The sequence below is a fragment of the Gelidibacter sp. genome, assembly GCF_035577925.1.
Taxonomy (GTDB): Bacteria; Bacteroidota; Bacteroidia; order Flavobacteriales; family Flavobacteriaceae; genus Gelidibacter.
On sequence record NZ_DATJCY010000135.1, the window covers coordinates 1 to 15,212 of the forward strand.

The 15,212-nt window shown below is 35.8% G+C and carries 14 protein-coding genes and 1 tRNA gene; 8 read left to right on the forward strand and 7 right to left on the reverse strand.

Annotated elements, in window-relative coordinates:
* Positions 1-96 precede the first annotated feature (96 nt).
* From VNJ50_RS04695 to rseP, 3 genes are all read right to left on the reverse strand, one after another.
* Positions 97-170: transfer RNA gene (locus VNJ50_RS04695), tRNA-Asn, on the reverse strand.
* A 3-nt stretch (positions 171-173) separates the two neighbouring features.
* Positions 174-458, reverse strand: a complete 285-nt coding sequence (locus VNJ50_RS04700) for a GIY-YIG nuclease family protein (RefSeq protein ID WP_325579536.1) — start codon at positions 456-458, stop codon at positions 174-176.
* A 142-nt stretch (positions 459-600) separates the two neighbouring features.
* Complete coding sequence (rseP, locus tag VNJ50_RS04705; RefSeq protein WP_325579538.1) at positions 601-1,944, reverse strand: RIP metalloprotease RseP; 1,344 nt, start codon at positions 1,942-1,944, stop codon at positions 601-603.
* Positions 1,945-2,276: 332 nt separating this feature from the next.
* Here rseP and VNJ50_RS04710 point away from each other — a divergent pair, with 332 nt between their 5' ends.
* The 3 genes from VNJ50_RS04710 (at position 2,277) to feoB (ending at position 5,427) form a co-directional block, all read left to right on the forward strand.
* Positions 2,277-2,960 (forward strand): SCO family protein, encoded by a 684-nt coding sequence (locus VNJ50_RS04710; RefSeq protein ID WP_325579541.1) that lies wholly within the window; start codon positions 2,277-2,279, stop codon positions 2,958-2,960.
* A gap of 142 nt (positions 2,961-3,102) precedes the next feature.
* Positions 3,103-3,330: a FeoA family protein gene (locus VNJ50_RS04715; protein WP_325579543.1), complete on the forward strand. Its 228-nt coding sequence runs from the start codon at positions 3,103-3,105 to the stop codon at positions 3,328-3,330.
* The gene (gene feoB / locus VNJ50_RS04720) at positions 3,331-5,427 is read left to right on the forward strand and encodes a ferrous iron transport protein B (protein WP_325579545.1); all 2,097 of its coding nucleotides are present in this window, start codon (positions 3,331-3,333) and stop codon (positions 5,425-5,427) included.
* A gap of 206 nt (positions 5,428-5,633) precedes the next feature.
* On the opposite strand, the gene VNJ50_RS04725 is transcribed toward feoB, so the two are convergent.
* The 4 genes from VNJ50_RS04725 to VNJ50_RS04740 all read right to left on the reverse strand — a co-directional run bounded on the left by VNJ50_RS04725 (position 5,634) and on the right by VNJ50_RS04740 (position 9,732).
* Positions 5,634-6,116: a PIN domain-containing protein gene (locus VNJ50_RS04725; RefSeq protein WP_325579547.1), complete on the reverse strand. Its 483-nt coding sequence runs from the start codon at positions 6,114-6,116 to the stop codon at positions 5,634-5,636.
* Entirely contained in the window at positions 6,113-6,880 is a 768-nt protein-coding gene (locus VNJ50_RS04730) for a hypothetical protein (RefSeq protein WP_325579549.1), read from the reverse strand. The genes VNJ50_RS04725 and VNJ50_RS04730 overlap by 4 nt, the downstream gene beginning before the upstream one ends.
* A gap of 97 nt (positions 6,881-6,977) precedes the next feature.
* A complete protein-coding gene (locus tag VNJ50_RS04735; RefSeq protein WP_325579551.1) occupies positions 6,978-9,002 on the reverse strand; it encodes a S9 family peptidase in 2,025 nt (674 codons plus the stop codon).
* Between the two features lie 76 nt (positions 9,003-9,078).
* Positions 9,079-9,732 carry a metal-dependent transcriptional regulator gene (locus tag VNJ50_RS04740; protein WP_325579553.1) on the reverse strand — a complete coding sequence of 218 codons (654 nt, stop codon included), beginning with the start codon at positions 9,730-9,732 and terminating at the stop codon, positions 9,079-9,081.
* A 364-nt stretch (positions 9,733-10,096) separates the two neighbouring features.
* On the opposite strand from VNJ50_RS04740, the gene VNJ50_RS04745 reads away from it, so the two are divergent.
* The 5 genes from VNJ50_RS04745 to VNJ50_RS04765 form a co-directional block, all read left to right on the forward strand.
* On the forward strand, positions 10,097-11,008 hold the full coding sequence (locus tag VNJ50_RS04745; protein ID WP_325579555.1) for a metal ABC transporter solute-binding protein, Zn/Mn family: 912 nt from the start codon (positions 10,097-10,099) through the stop codon (positions 11,006-11,008).
* A gap of 180 nt (positions 11,009-11,188) precedes the next feature.
* A complete protein-coding gene (locus tag VNJ50_RS04750; protein WP_325579557.1) occupies positions 11,189-11,980 on the forward strand; it encodes a metal ABC transporter ATP-binding protein in 792 nt (263 codons plus the stop codon).
* A gap of 86 nt (positions 11,981-12,066) precedes the next feature.
* The gene (locus VNJ50_RS04755) at positions 12,067-13,689 is read left to right on the forward strand and encodes a DUF3843 family protein (RefSeq protein ID WP_325579559.1); all 1,623 of its coding nucleotides are present in this window, start codon (positions 12,067-12,069) and stop codon (positions 13,687-13,689) included.
* Positions 13,690-13,733: 44 nt separating this feature from the next.
* Positions 13,734-14,861, forward strand: coding sequence for a metal ABC transporter permease (locus VNJ50_RS04760; RefSeq protein ID WP_325579561.1), 1,128 nt, complete (start codon positions 13,734-13,736; stop codon positions 14,859-14,861).
* The coding region (locus VNJ50_RS04765; protein WP_325579563.1) for a metal ABC transporter permease at positions 14,854-15,212 on the forward strand (359 nt) is incomplete at its 3' end. The genes VNJ50_RS04760 and VNJ50_RS04765, both read left to right, overlap by 8 nt.

Sequence of the window (15,212 nt, forward strand, 5' to 3'; positions counted from 1 at the left end):
CTATTCTAATTCATTATTCAGAAAATTCAAGAATAGATTATGGTTATCAGTTATTCAAAAACAAAAAAGCCATTACTTTCGTAACGGCTTTGTTTGCTCCTCTTGCTGGGCTCGAACCAGCGACCCTCTGATTAACAGTCAGATGCTCTAACCAACTGAGCTAAAGAGGAAGGTTAATTATATTTATTTTTTAGCTTTTCTGATAATTCAGGATGTTTTTTCAAATTCTGAATATAAGTTTTGCTTTTCATTTTTTTAATATGGGCTTCTATCTTTCTTGCCTGCACTCTATCTTTACAGGCGATCGAATAATATAACACCCAATCTGTAACTATTTTAGTGAAAGCTTTATCATAAAAGCCTGAATTATGTTGCTCAATTCGTTCTTCTATATTTAATGCCTCTCCGATATAATATTTTTTAAGGCTTTCAGAATACAATATGTAAACAAAATTCATTTTTATCTTAAAGAACGTTTTCCCGATGCTCTAACCTCCCGATAGCTATCGGGATGAGCTAAAGAGGAAGGTATAATACCTTATTTTGAGGTTGCAAATATAGTATGTTTTTTAACTTGAACAAAACAATTTTAAAATATTTTTAATTGGTTATTGCTTTAAAAATATCATTACCGTTGGCAAACAATACTAACATAATGAGAATCACGAATCCAACCACTTGTGCACCCTCCAAAAACTTTTCTGATGGCTTGCGTCCCGATACCATTTCATATAATAAAAACATGACATGACCACCATCTAACGCTGGAATTGGCAATAAATTCAGCACGCCCAACATAATCGATAGGAACGCTGTAATATTCCAAAAGTATTCCCAGCTCCAAAAAGCAGGAAAAACATCAAAAATAGCCTTAAAGCCACCAACACCTTTATAAGCACCGGTACTTGGACTGAAAATTAATTTCAACTGGGTAAAATAACCGGTAATCTGCCCCGTAAATTTATCCAAACCAACACTAAAACTTTCGCCCAACGAATATTCTTTCCTAACGATATCAAAATAACCCAATTCGGCCAGCTGAGTTGCCGAAGCACCACCTTGAATAATGCCTATTGTCCCCTCTTCACTGACTTGCAAATTGCGAGAAATTCTTTGGTTATTACGCATAAAATCCATTGCTACAGTTTCTCCTTTCAATTCGTTAAGAATTGCTGGTACTTCATCTCTGTATTTTACTTCCTTTCCATTTATAGATACTAAAAGATCACCTTTTTGCAAATCCACCCCTTTATTAAATGATGAATCAGGGACTTCAACCACCATAAATGGTGTTCGTATTTCAAATAACCTTCGGTCTTTACTTGTGGATAACTGTCCCAAAAAATCTTCGGGCAAGGTAATAGATTGTTCTGCGTTGTCGCGCTTAATGGTCACCGTTTTGGCACCTATAATATTGGTCCGTATATCCGATTCGTTCACAATATTAACATCACCAACTTTAACAATATCATCACCGGTTTTAAATCCAAGATCGGTCAATAATGGATTTTCAATAAGATACCCATCTTTTATACTTGCTGCAGAAATATCCGTATCACCATAAGCATACGAAGCACCAATGTAAATTATGAGCGCCAAAATAAAGTTGACCGTAACGCCGCCCAACATGATAATTAAACGTTGCCACGTAGGTTTGGATCTAAATTCCCAAGGTTGTGGCGGTTGTGCCATTTGCTCCTTGTCCATACTCTCGTCAATCATACCCGATATTTTGACGTAGCCTCCAAGTGGCAACCAGCCAATACCATAAACGGTATCGCCTATTTTTTTCTTAAACAAACTATATTTGACGTCAAAAAACAGGTAGAATTTTTCTACGCGCGTCTTAAATAATTTTGCCGGAACAAAATGCCCCAATTCGTGAAGCACGATCAGTAGGGACAAACTCAATAAAAATTGAGAAATTTTAATTACAAACTCCATATATCTCTTTTCAAAAAAATTATAGGGCACAAAAGTAGTCTTTTAACCCCATTTAGAAAACTAATCTCTTTTGATTAGCCCGTTTTTTAACAGCGATTTATTATAGTTGATCTTCTCAATTAATAGTCTGCTAAAATAAATCGAAATAAAAAGCCGAAACCTCTTCTACAAAAACCAAATATTGAAAAAATAAAACTGCTGATTCTAAACGAAAAACAACAAACGACCTCATTCTAAAAAGCAAAATTTTAGCATTTAAAATGACCGATTAATGCTTATGTATCGTATTTTTGCAATCAAATTACATCACATTTATTCATAAATTTTTAAAAATGCTCTCATTTTTTAGGGAATACAGATTTTTCGGAATTTTTATTTTGATATTTTCAGCGGTGGTCGTTTCCATCATGTTCAATATTTTGACGCCCAAAAAAGTGCTCCCCATTTATCAACCAACCATGGTGAATTTTGAAATGGTGGACAGCACACTTCAATACCAAAGTAAATATCATAAAATTGCCGATTTCAGTATGATCAATCAAAATGGCAAAACCATAACGCAAGACGATTATAAGGATAAAATTTACGTGGCCGATTTCTTCTTTACAACCTGTCAAACCATTTGCCCAATCATGACCGACCACATGGTCAAAATCCAAGAAGCAACAGCCAATGATGATGAGGTGATGTTGCTTTCATATTCGGTAACTCCTCAAATTGATGATGTCGCGCAGTTAAAAAAATACGCGATTGAAAAAGGCGTGAATGACAAAAAATGGAATTTGGTCACTGGCGATAAAAAGGAAATCTATGAATTGGCAAGAAAAAGTTATCTGGCCGTTAAAGAGGACGGAAATGGCGATCAATACGATATGATCCATACCGAAAACTTTATGCTTATCGACAAAAAACAACAAATTAGAGGCTATTATGACGGCACTCAAGCTGACGATATCGAACGTCTTTTAGAAGATATTAAAGTACTGAAAGCCGATAAGAAAAGTAATACACAATAAACACTTCATAAAAACCGACTTTAAAGCTGTAAAATCGGTCATTAAAATTATTCGAAAAAATAATTCAAAACTTTGATCTTCAAATTTTGAAGCTATTTCTTTTTTCACTTATTTTGCTTCTTTAAAATCAATCTAAATAACTTTGCAGATTACTGTCGCCGATTTAAAGAAAGGACAACGTGGTATCATTACTGACGTTTCGTCAATTTACATCCCGTTAAAACTCTTGGAAATGGGCTGTTTACCTGGCAATTATGTAGAACTTGTTCAAGTTGCCTATTTCTCAGACCCGCTGTATCTTAACATTAATGGTACTCATCTGGCCATCCGCAAAGAAACTGCTCTTCATATTTTAATAGAGACCCCCTAAATGAGCAAACAAATTAACGTGGCCTTGATTGGAAATCCAAACACAGGCAAAACCTCCATTTTTAACGCACTTACCGGATTAAACCAAAAGGTAGGCAACTATCCGGGAATAACCGTCGAAAAAAAAGAAGGCCTTTGCAAACTGCCACGTGGTGTAAAAGCTCACATTCTTGATTTGCCCGGAACATACAGTCTCAATGCATCGTCTTTGGATGAAAATGTGGTTATCGAATTGCTGTTGAATAAAAACGACAAAGACTTCCCCGATGTAGCCGTTGTAGTTTGTGATGTCGAAAACCTAAAACGCAACTTACTTCTTTTTACGCAAATCAAAGATTTAGAGATTCCTACCATTTTGGTCATCAACATGGCCGACCGTATGGAATATAAAGGGATTTCTTTGGATATTCCGCATCTGGAACAACGCTTGAATACAAAAATCGCGCTTGTAAGTACCAGAAAAAATAAGGGTATTGACGAATTAAAAGAATTGATTTTCAATTACAGGGAATTGTCCACAAAACCATGTATGAATGCTTCAGAAATTGATAAGGATTATTTTGATGCGCTTCATGAAGCATTTCCCAATCAGTTATTATATAAACTTTGGCTGGTCATCACCCAAGATGTGAATTTTGGTAAAATTGAACGTAATGAAATTGCTGACGTCACTAAATTTAAAACCAAATCAAAATCCGATTTAAAGCGACTTCAGCAAAAAGAAACCATTAAACGCTATCAGTTTATAAATGACGCTCTCAAAACTGGTCAAACCATTGATTTGAGCTCGGCCAAAGATCTACGCATCAAACTAGATCGTATTTTGACGCACAAAATTTGGGGTTACGTCATTTTCTTCCTGATATTATTACTTATTTTTCAGGCCATTTATGATTGGTCCAGCGTACCGATGGATTTTATTGACGCTTCATTTTCATCCTTGAGTGAATGGGCAAAACAGACACTCCCAACAGGTATTTTTACCGATTTATTAGCAGAAGGTATCATTCCGGGATTGGGCGGCATTGTCATTTTTATTCCTCAAATTGCATTTTTATTTCTGTTTATTTCCATTCTTGAAGAAAGTGGCTATATGAGCCGTGTAGTCTTTTTGATGGATCGCGGGATGCGCCGTTTCGGGTTGAGCGGAAAAAGTGTGGTTCCTCTAATTTCCGGAACAGCTTGTGCCATTCCTGCTATTATGGCCACGAGAAATATTGAAAGTTGGAAAGAGCGTTTGATCACCATTTTGGTAACGCCATTTACAACTTGTTCTGCCCGACTGCCGGTTTATTTAATTATCATTTCGTTAGTTATCCCTGAAGGTCGGTTTTTAGGATTGGGCTACCAGGCGTTGACGTTGATGCTTTTATATTTGATTGGTTTTGGAGCTGCTTTAGGATCGGCAATGATTTTGAACAAAATCCTGAAAATTAAAAACAAAACTTTTTTTGTGATTGAAATGCCGAATTATAAATTGCCTTTGTTCAAAAACGTAGCATTAACAGTTATAGAAAAAACGAAAGCGTTTGTGTTCGGTGCCGGAAAAATCATCTTGTCCATTTCCATTATTCTTTGGTTTTTGGCATCGTATGGCCCTGGAAACTTTAATAATGCCGAGGAAATTGTCAATAGTGAATTTGCCAATCAAAATCTTTCAGAAGAAGAAATCCATCAACATATTGCTTCCTATAAATTAGAACACTCGTATCTGGGCATTACCGGCCATGCTATTGAACCGGCTATAAGACCTTTGGGTTATGATTGGAAAATTGGCATTGCACTTGTAAGCTCATTTGCTGCCCGCGAAGTCTTTGTAGGCACCTTGGCAACCATTTATAGCGTTGGAAGTGATGACGAAGAAACCATCAAAAACAGAATGGCCGGAGAAATCAATCCTATTTCTGGAGGGCCTTTATTTAATTTTGCTTCCGGAATTTCGTTATTGCTATTTTATGCTTTTGCCATGCAGTGCATGAGTACCCTGGCCATTGTACAACGCGAAACAAATTCGTGGAAATGGCCCGTACTCCAACTTGTAATCATGAGTGCTTTTGCGTATATTATAGCATTGATTGCCTTTCAGGTTTTAAAGTAAACAGAAAAGTAAAAGTACTCTTAAAAACGTTCAACAATGAATGACATCTTACAAACCATACTCGCTTTTGTTGCTCTAGGATTAGCCTTAAGTTTTTTGATCAAGAAATTTTTCTGGAAGAAATCAAAATCAAAAAAAGGTTTTGCAGACGGGCACGATTGTGATCATTGTCATTAATTCCGCATGGAAGAGATTGAGTTTATTGTTTAGAACAATCGTCCTAACTTGTCATTTAATGAGATAGATAAGTCAATAAACTCGAAGTTTAGGTTATGTGATTTCACCAAAGGGTTAACCATCTTACTTAATGATCTTCTGTCTTTTGTAATATAAGCATCAATTCCCCTATTATGAATTTGAGCAAATAATTTTAAATCGTTAATTATAACTTTCCGCTGTTCAGTTTCCCTTAAATTCTTATTATTCATAAGTTCAGCAAAAAAAATACCTGCAATTTTGGCATCTTTATAATCAAACTCCAATAATCGAAAAACATTCAACGAAAGTAAATTATCTGGATTATCTCCAACAGCGTACTCACTAACTACTATGGTAGATAAATACATTTCAATTCTGTTTTCTAAAAAGTATTCAAAATAATCCACGGTATTTTGATGGAAATCTGCATCAGACTTTAATAATCGTATACAAAAAGAGCTATCTACAAGTATACTTTGAACATGCTTCATACTCCTTCAGCTTTGATATCCTCCAACCAAGCATCAACATTTGTAATTTTACTTAAATTAGATGATGCCTTTCCGATCATTTTTTCTAAAAGAGTCTTATTGAAAACAGGTTTATATTGAATAAATTCCACTAATTGCAAATCAGTTAAAGTGTCATCTTCAAAACTCTTCTTTCCTCTAACCTTAATTCCATAAGGTTTATACGTTTTTTTTTCTTCATCCATAATCTGTTCCTTTGTTGCCGAAACAGTAAGGTTTCCATATTCTTTTGTAGTTATATGCAAATTTGGATTCTTTCCCCCTTCTTGATAAATTTCCCCATAGAGATAAAATTCACTTTCGTAAAAATTTGGTGCTATCATTTCATAATTAGTAGTGTAATCAATGATTAAAGAGGGTTCTTTTGAAATGGAATTATTAAATTTAATAATATAATTTTCCTTATGAGCTTTCTTTTGAAACTTATCAATTATCGACTGTCTTTTATAATCTAAAAAATCAAGATTATTTCGGTTTTTAATTTCGGTGGTCAATCCGTTGAACAAAATAACAGCAGTTATTGGTAAAAAAAATCTATGCTTAGCCGAACCTTCCTCAATATCATAAGAGATGTGTGGTCGATTTTGTTTTTCCTTACGATTTGGATACAGAAATGACTCGACATCAGATATAAAATCTTTTACTTCATTTATATCAATATCTTTTGGAGTTAGTGTATTCTCCTTGTTTGTTACTAATATTTCTATGTATCCTTGTTCTTCCATCTGTCTAAACTACAAATTTATTGAATAAAAAAAGACAAAGACAGCAACTATAAATTACAGTTTTGTATGTTTTTATGAGTTAAGATGCCCAGTTTTATTACTCATACTTCTTAAACCAAGCTAATATATGCGCGGTTTTACTAATCAAATTACTTGGTCGTTGCACGATATTATGATAAGCTTCAGGTATTTCGACCAAAACGGTTTCTATTTTTCTAAGTTTTAAGGCGTGGTACAATTGTTTAGCTTCACTTGGCGGCGTTCTTAAATCGTTCATACCCACCATAACCATGGTTGGTGTTTCTATATTTCCAACCAATGACAATGGCGAAAACTTCCAATAAGTTTCAAAATTTTCCCAAGGCTGACCTTCATAACGCGAATTGGCATAACCATAATAATTATCGGCCACTAAGGTTTTACTGATCCAATTGATAACAGGTTTCACCACAGCCGCTGCCTTAAAACGATTGTTCTTACCAATCATCCACGTGGTCATAATACCACCCGCACTTCCTCCTGTCACATATAATCTAGCATTATCTACTATACCTTTTTCAACCAAATAATCTACGCCATCCATCACATCATTATAATCCTGGCCTGGATAATTGTTTTTTAACAAATTTCCAAATTCCTCACCATAACTTGTACTTCCACGCGGATTAGGATAAAAAACCACATAGCCTGATGCTGCAAACAACTGGATTTCGGCACTAAAGCGGTCGCCATAATTTAAAATAGGCCCACCATGATTTTCAACTAATAACGGATACTTTTTTGAAGCATCATAAAACGGTGGCTTCACAATCCAACCCTGAATGTCGCGACCATCAAAAGTCGATTTATACCAAACCTCTTCCGTTTGGCCCAATTCACGATAACCAAGTGCAGATGCATTCAAATTGGTGATTAATATAGCTTTCTTCTTATTTTCGATAACTGCCAATTCTGCAGGATATTCTGGTCGTGATTGTGTATAAACCAAAGTTCCATTTTGAGAAACGGAATAAGAACCCGAGGCATAAGGCCTGCCAATAGTAGTGCCACCAACATTATCAGCTAGTTTTGTGATTTTCCCTGAAGTGGTCATATGCCCTACTTTAGTATTGCCATGAACATCATACAAAAAGTACAAACCTTTCCCACTGCTATCCCAAGTAATATCAGAAACACTACCATCAAAATCTCCTGAAATAACGCGTTTGTTACTGCCATCAGCATTCATCAATTGTAATACTGTATTTTGATGATCTTGCGATCGGTCCTCATATCCCAAATACGCAATGGTTTTACCATCAGGAGAAACGGCTGGCGAATGGTCAGGACCATCTTGATCGGTCAATTGCGTAATCTCTTTTGTATCTATATTGACTTTGTAAACTTCAGTATTTCTAAATCGGTATTCCCAATCTTCAAACCGATTGGATGAAAAATAAATAGATTTTCCATCTGGCGAAAAAGACAAATTCCCTCGATGGTTATAATTATCTGTCGTTAATTGTCGTGGCGCACCACCATCGGCAGAAATTACAAAAATATGTGTAAATCCAGGTTCCATATAGCCACTGCCATCAGCTTCATGTTTTAAACGATCTGTAATCCGTGCTGTTTCGGCCCATTTGGCACCTTTTGGTTTTTCGGGCATTTTGACAATAACCGGTGGTTTTTCTGAGATAAACATGGTAAACGCAATCGACTTGCCATCTGGCGACCACGTCAAGGAACTTGGTGATTTTTCCAACTGTGAAAGTCTTGCAATTTGACCTGTAGCCAGCCAATACATATAAATTTCCGATCCTTCATCTGTTGAACTCGTAAACGCAATTCGATCGCCGGTTGGCGACCAAACCGCTTGGGATTCGCTGACTTCTCTTGAGGTGAGTTTACGATGCGAAGTTCCATCAGCATTAACAATCCAAAGATTGCCTTTGGCATTGTCTTTCATAATGTCAAAACCGTTACGTCTGTAAACAATTTGCTTTCCATCGGGAGAAATCTGCGGATCGCTTGCCCACTCCAACGCAAAAACATCCATGGGTTGAAAAGGCAATTTTTGGGTTTGTGCAATGTTCAATTGGACACTAAAAGCAAAAATCAAGAAAAACAAAAAACGATACATAGGTTAGAAATTTTAATTAAAACATGAAGTTACCATTAATAACTTTTAAATATAGAATTGCAATATAAAAAACCAATCAAACTTCGGATAAGAAGAGGTTTTTAGCCACATTTTGAGAAACCACCAATTCAACGCCATTGAATTTTATTTTTATTGAATGGTCAAAAGGTTCCTTATGAATGATTTTAATAATCGTCCCAAGACTGATCTTATTGCTATCCAAATATTTTAAAAAATCACTCGAACTATCGTCAACGCCCACACAAACATAAGTTTGGCCTTCTTTGGCATTTGCAAGAACTGTTTTTTCTACTTTTTCAAAATTGCCATGCCTATCAGGAATTGGGTCACCATGTGGATCGACTTTTGGAAAACCTAAAAACTCATCAAGTTTATCGGTCAACTTTTCCGATTTTATATGTTCTAATTGTTCGGCCAGATCATGTACTTCATCCCATGAAAAATTAAGCTTTTCTAATAAAAAAACTTCCCAAAGTCGGTGTTTTCGGACCACTTTAACCGCATAAGTTCTGCCCGCTTTTGAAAGCGTAACGCCCTGATAAGGAATATAAGAAATCATGTTTTTTTCTGCTAACTTTTTAATCATATCGGTAGCAGACGAAGCCTTGGTTTTCATTTCTTCGGCCAATGCATTCGTCGAAACACCATTGGCAGATTGATTTTCTAAATGATAAATAGCTTTAAGATAATTTTCTTCGGCGAGCGTCATAGATATGTGTATTATCTACAAATATAATTTATTTTAAGGAAAAAAATTATTTGGCCAAATCTGAAATAATAATCTAATGCGTCTAAATTAATTTTTAGAATCAATAAAAACTTATCTTATTGTTTTAAGCAGACATTTTACACTAATACTTATCATAAAAACCGAATCTTAATCCTAAATCCGATTGATCAAAATCAACTCTACAGAAACACACTAATGATACTGATTACTGATCTTCAAAATATTACGTCTCGACTGAACATTTAATTTTCAGAATTGTTTTTTTTTAATAATAACAGAAATCCTTAATTATCAATATGACGTACATATTTTTTTAGTACCTTCGTAAATTATATTTAGGCTTATGAAAAAAATAGTTTTTATTTCATTAACTTTATTATGCCTTTCATCTTGTAAGGATGTGGCACCAAGTGACGGCAAACTTAACGTTGTCACAACTACAACAATGATTACCGATTTGGTAAAAACTATTGGTGGCGACCAAATCCATGTTCAAGGATTGATGGGAAGTGGTGTTGATCCGCACTTATACAAAGCCAGTGAAGGCGATGTCACTAAACTGGCAAAAGCCAATTTGATTTTTTACGGTGGTTTGCATTTGGAAGGAAAGCTTATAGAGGTTTTTGAAAAAATGAAAGGTAGGAACATGACCACCATCGCTGTATCGGATGCGTTGGATAAAAGCACATTGATTGGCTCAGAGAATTTTGCATCCAATTACGATCCGCACATTTGGTTTGATGTGCAAAACTGGGAATTGATTACCAATTTTGTGGTAAAAAAACTTTCAGAAGCAAACCCCGAGAATGCTAATTTATTTGAAACAAACGGAAAAAAATATATCCAAGAATTAGAAGCTTTAGATATTGAAATTAGAGAAATCATCAGCACGCTTCCTGAAGACCGTCGGATTTTAGTTACCGCTCATGATGCCTTTAATTATTTTGGACAAGCTTACGGGTTTCAAGTCGTAGGTTTACAAGGTTTATCGACAGCTACCGAAGCCGGTGTACAAGACGTTCAAAATTTAGCTAATTTTATTATTGATAAGAAAATTAAAGCCATTTTTGTCGAAAGTTCAGTGCCACGACGGACCATTGAAGCGCTTCAAGCGGCGGTCACCTCCAAAAACCATCAGGTTGTAATTGGAGGCACTTTATATTCTGACGCTTTAGGAAATGATGGTACCGTTGAAGGCACCTATATTGGGATGTTTAAATATAATGTCAATACGATTGTGAATGCCCTCAAATAAAATAAGCAGACCGTAACCTGCAAGGTTTAATTGCTTCGCTGCTTGAGATTGCTGCGCTCAGTTCCAAAACCTTGTAGGTTTGAGTGAAAAACCTAATTTAATAATTGACAAATACCAAACAACAAAACGTGGTGAAAATTAAACCTTGGCCGACTTTAATTTTAAAAAGGATACGTATAAATGACAGAAAAGGACAACAATAAAAACACACCTTCCAGAGAAGAGACTCCTGCCTCCGCAGGAGTTCTGGCCGTAAAAGTTGATGATTTAACGGTAGCCTACAATTATAAACCGGTACTTTGGGACATCGACCTCGAAGTTCCTGAAGGTGTACTTATGGCTATTGTTGGCCCAAATGGCGCAGGAAAATCTACTTTAATTAAGGCCATTTTGGGAATTCTAAAACCTATTGCCGGAAGCGTAAGTATTTACGGAAAACCTTATCATAAACAACGTGCGCATGTAGCTTATGTGCCACAAAAAGGAAGTGTGGATTGGGATTTTCCAACCGTGGCACTGGACGTTGTGATGATGGGAACTTATGGCAGTTTAGGTTGGATAAAACGTCCGGGAGCAAAAGAAAAAAAAGCGGCACTCGAAGCTCTGGAAAAAGTAGGCATGCTACCGTTTAAAAACCGACAAATTAGCCAACTTTCCGGTGGGCAGCAACAACGTGTATTTTTGGCAAGAGCTTTGGTCCAAGATGCCTCCATTTATTTTATGGACGAACCTTTTCAAGGTGTGGATGCTACTACCGAAATTGCTATCATCAATATTTTAAAAGAATTGCGAAAAGCGGGAAAAACAGTCATCGTGGTCCATCATGATTTACAAACCGTTCCAGAATATTTTGATTGGGTAACGTTTTTGAACGTTAAAAAAATTGCCACAGGCCCAGTTAAGGACATTTTTAATGATGATAATCTGACAAAAACCTATGGTATTAATTATAAAGTAAGTGTACAGAAGTAGATTGAAGATTGAAGATTAACGATTTATGATTTTTTGAACTTTGAATATCAAATATCGAATTCTGAATATATCCAATTCATAGAAAAATGAAAAAAAGAGTTTATATAAAGCATTGGTTAAAGTTAAAACCTCAAAATTATAGTGGAAAAACAGATCTACATTATTTGAAAATTGCTAATGGCATCTATTCCAGTCTTGATTACGATCAGAAAATGACATTACTGGAATTCATGGATACAGATGATATTATAGATCTCTGCTGTTTTATAACCTGTTATTATGAAGATGTTATTTCACAAACCAATATTTGGCGGGCCTTTAAAATATTGTACGCTGCAACTTACAATAAGCCACTACCATTTTATACAGTTGGTGCTAATTATATTGATGAGGAAATCAATTTGGAGGATGTCGCTCTTCTACTTTGGTATTATATAAACACAATTCAAGACGAGAAATTCCTCAATCCTTATAACAAATTTATATTCAATATTGCCAAACAGATCATGGACAGATTGGATGAAGACTATGAATATGCACCAGAAAATAAAGCACTAAAAAAATGCTATGAATTTAGTTCAAAAGTGGTGTCCAGCTCAGATCAATTTTATAATACAAGAGCATATTTACAGACCATTTTCTTTGAGTCTTATCTGTTATATCCAGATATCAAGCGTCGTTTAGATCATGATATTCTTACCAGCATTGAAGCGCATCTCCATGAAGACCTTGATCTCCAAATGGGTTATATAAGGGAAAAGACCGAGACCTACACCTTCAATACATGCAGCTCACTTTTGGCACTTAACGCTAAAGATTGGGCCAGTGCAATTTTGGGAGCGTCTCATGCAGATTATAATGCTGTTTCCAATATTTCATCAAAAATAACAAGTCTTTTTCAATACAAATCCCAGTCAGAAACAGATGTGACCTTGCAGCATATCGCTTCAGGAATGTTGTTTAAAATGACTAAAAAATCTTTTGATAATTTAGAGGATCTCCATGAAGATAATATCATTTATATTGGTTTGGTCAAGTATGAAGAGGAGTGGTGGTTTTCGGGCAACTTCACTGCTTATCCTTTCGATGCAAATATTATTTTAGATCAAAAGAATTCACCAGAAGCACGGTCAGAAGTTAGTTTTTTAGAAAATGGACAAGAAGTAGAATCACTTCTCGCTGTACAAAAACAAGCGTTTTTAGACTTTAATGAAGGTTCATTAATTGCGTTTTTAAACAGCAAGGATTTGAATTCTTTTTTAGAAGGATTTGTTGCCTTCTATAATGATTCCTTAAAACTTACCACTAAAGAAAAAGAAGCTGCTCGTAAAAGAGCTAAATCAGATGGTTATTTTGGTGGCATGGATGGTTTGAAGGAATGGGAAGATAACGAAGACTTATTTGTCGTATTTTTTAATCCCAACTCTGGAATTGAATTTTATGATGATATTGTTAATGCGTTTCCTGATAAAAGAAACCCTTTTTTCATTGCGGAGAAAAAAGAGGACATTGAGGCTATATTACTGACTCAAATTTACTCAACGGAGTTTACTAACTATTTTGTAGAACATTATAAAGACCAATTAGCATATTTCAAAATTGAACCGTACAAATCCTATTTGAACGATTTGGATTTTCTACTAAGATTCTGGAAAAAAGACCATTATAAAACCAAAAGTGCAATGGTCTTAACAAATGAAAACCAATAAATTTTAAAACTATAAAGAGATTCCTGACTGCGCAGGAATAAATTATGAATTTACAAGACTACTTTTCTTTAGTTTTTAGTGATTATACGCTTCGCACAATCACTTTAGGAACCGCCATTTTGGGGGCCGTTACTGGTATGCTTGGTAGTTTTGCGGTATTGCGGAAACAGAGTTTACTGGGTGATGCTATTTCACATGCCGCACTCCCCGGAATTGCATTGGCATTTTTAATCACCGGTGCTAAAGATACCAACACACTGCTTCTGGGCGCATTGGTCAGCGGATTGATTGGCACCTTCTGGATCCGAGGAATTATTACCAAAACGCATTTAAAATCGGATACGGCATTAGGTCTTATCCTTTCATTGTTTTTCGGATTTGGCATACTACTACTCACCTTTATCCAAAAGCAACCCAATGCCAATCAAGCAGGATTGGACAAATATTTATTTGGACAGGCCGCCACTTTGGTAGAAAGCGACGTTTGGCTCATGGCCATGGTGATGACCGCGTGTTTGATAATTCTTGTTTTATTTTGGAAAGAGTTTAAACTCTTACTCTTTGATGCCGATTATACAAAAACCTTAGGTTTCAATACTAAGTTTATTGATATTTTGATCACCACTTTTATTGTTTTGGCCATTGTTTTGGGCTTACAAACCGTTGGTGTTGTCCTTATGAGTGCTATGTTGTTAGCACCTGCCGCTGCTGCACGCCAATGGACAAACAGTTTGGGCACAATGGTTTTGTTAGCCGCTGTTTTTGGCGCTTCTTCTGGAGTTTTAGGCACTGCCATCAGCGCCAGTCAAAACAATCTTTCTACAGGTCCGGTAATTGTCATTGTGGCTTCTGTTTTTGTAATATTTTCATTCCTCTTCTCACCATCCAGAGGCATCCTATTTCGTCAATTGCGATTGATAAGCAACAGACGCGATTTACAACTTCAAAAAACACTCGCTTTTATGTATCATATTGCAGAAACACATGACCATATAACGCATCCACATTCGATAAAAATACTTAATAATTTTCAGGGCTATACGCGTAAAACCCTTCAAAAACTCGTTGATAAAAATTATGTCACCTTAGATGGAAACCTATGGAGCCTAACGGCAGAAGGATTTGAAACGGCAGCCAATCTGTATAATCAAAACATAAAAAAAGATGCATAGTTCGCAATTAGAAATTCAACTTATTGCAAGTTTGGTAGCTATGGCATGCGCTATACCTGGTACATTTTTGGTGCTTCGCAAAATGGCAATGATCAGCGACGCCATTAGTCATGCCATTTTACCCGGACTTGTTGTTGGATTTTTTATAACACAGGATCTCAACTCGCCAATACTAATTTTTCTTGCTGCACTAACCGGTGTTATCACCGTCGTTTTAGTGGAGCAAATTCAAAAAACAGGGTTGGTTAAGGAAGATACAGCTATCGGATTGGTATTCCCTGCATTGTTTAGTATTGGCGTGATTATGATTGCTAAAAATGCGAATGATGTGCATTTGGATGTCGATGCTGT

Coding starts and splice junctions, on each gene's coding strand:
- VNJ50_RS04760 (WP_325579561.1), top strand. CDS start 13,734: ATGAATTTACAAGACTACTTTTCTTTAGTTTTTAGTGATTATACGCTT.
- VNJ50_RS04725 (WP_325579547.1), bottom strand. CDS start 6,116: ATGAAGCATGTTCAAAGTATACTTGTAGATAGCTCTTTTTGTATACGA.
- VNJ50_RS04750 (WP_325579557.1), top strand. CDS start 11,189: ATGACAGAAAAGGACAACAATAAAAACACACCTTCCAGAGAAGAGACT.
- feoB (WP_325579545.1), top strand. CDS start 3,331: ATGAGCAAACAAATTAACGTGGCCTTGATTGGAAATCCAAACACAGGC.
- VNJ50_RS04740 (WP_325579553.1), bottom strand. CDS start 9,732: ATGACGCTCGCCGAAGAAAATTATCTTAAAGCTATTTATCATTTAGAA.
- VNJ50_RS04735 (WP_325579551.1), bottom strand. CDS start 9,002: ATGTATCGTTTTTTGTTTTTCTTGATTTTTGCTTTTAGTGTCCAATTG.
- VNJ50_RS04710 (WP_325579541.1), top strand. CDS start 2,277: ATGCTCTCATTTTTTAGGGAATACAGATTTTTCGGAATTTTTATTTTG.
- rseP (WP_325579538.1), bottom strand. CDS start 1,944: ATGGAGTTTGTAATTAAAATTTCTCAATTTTTATTGAGTTTGTCCCTA.
- VNJ50_RS04730 (WP_325579549.1), bottom strand. CDS start 6,880: ATGGAAGAACAAGGATACATAGAAATATTAGTAACAAACAAGGAGAAT.
- VNJ50_RS04700 (WP_325579536.1), bottom strand. CDS start 458: ATGAATTTTGTTTACATATTGTATTCTGAAAGCCTTAAAAAATATTAT.
- VNJ50_RS04755 (WP_325579559.1), top strand. CDS start 12,067: ATGAAAAAAAGAGTTTATATAAAGCATTGGTTAAAGTTAAAACCTCAA.
- VNJ50_RS04745 (WP_325579555.1), top strand. CDS start 10,097: ATGAAAAAAATAGTTTTTATTTCATTAACTTTATTATGCCTTTCATCT.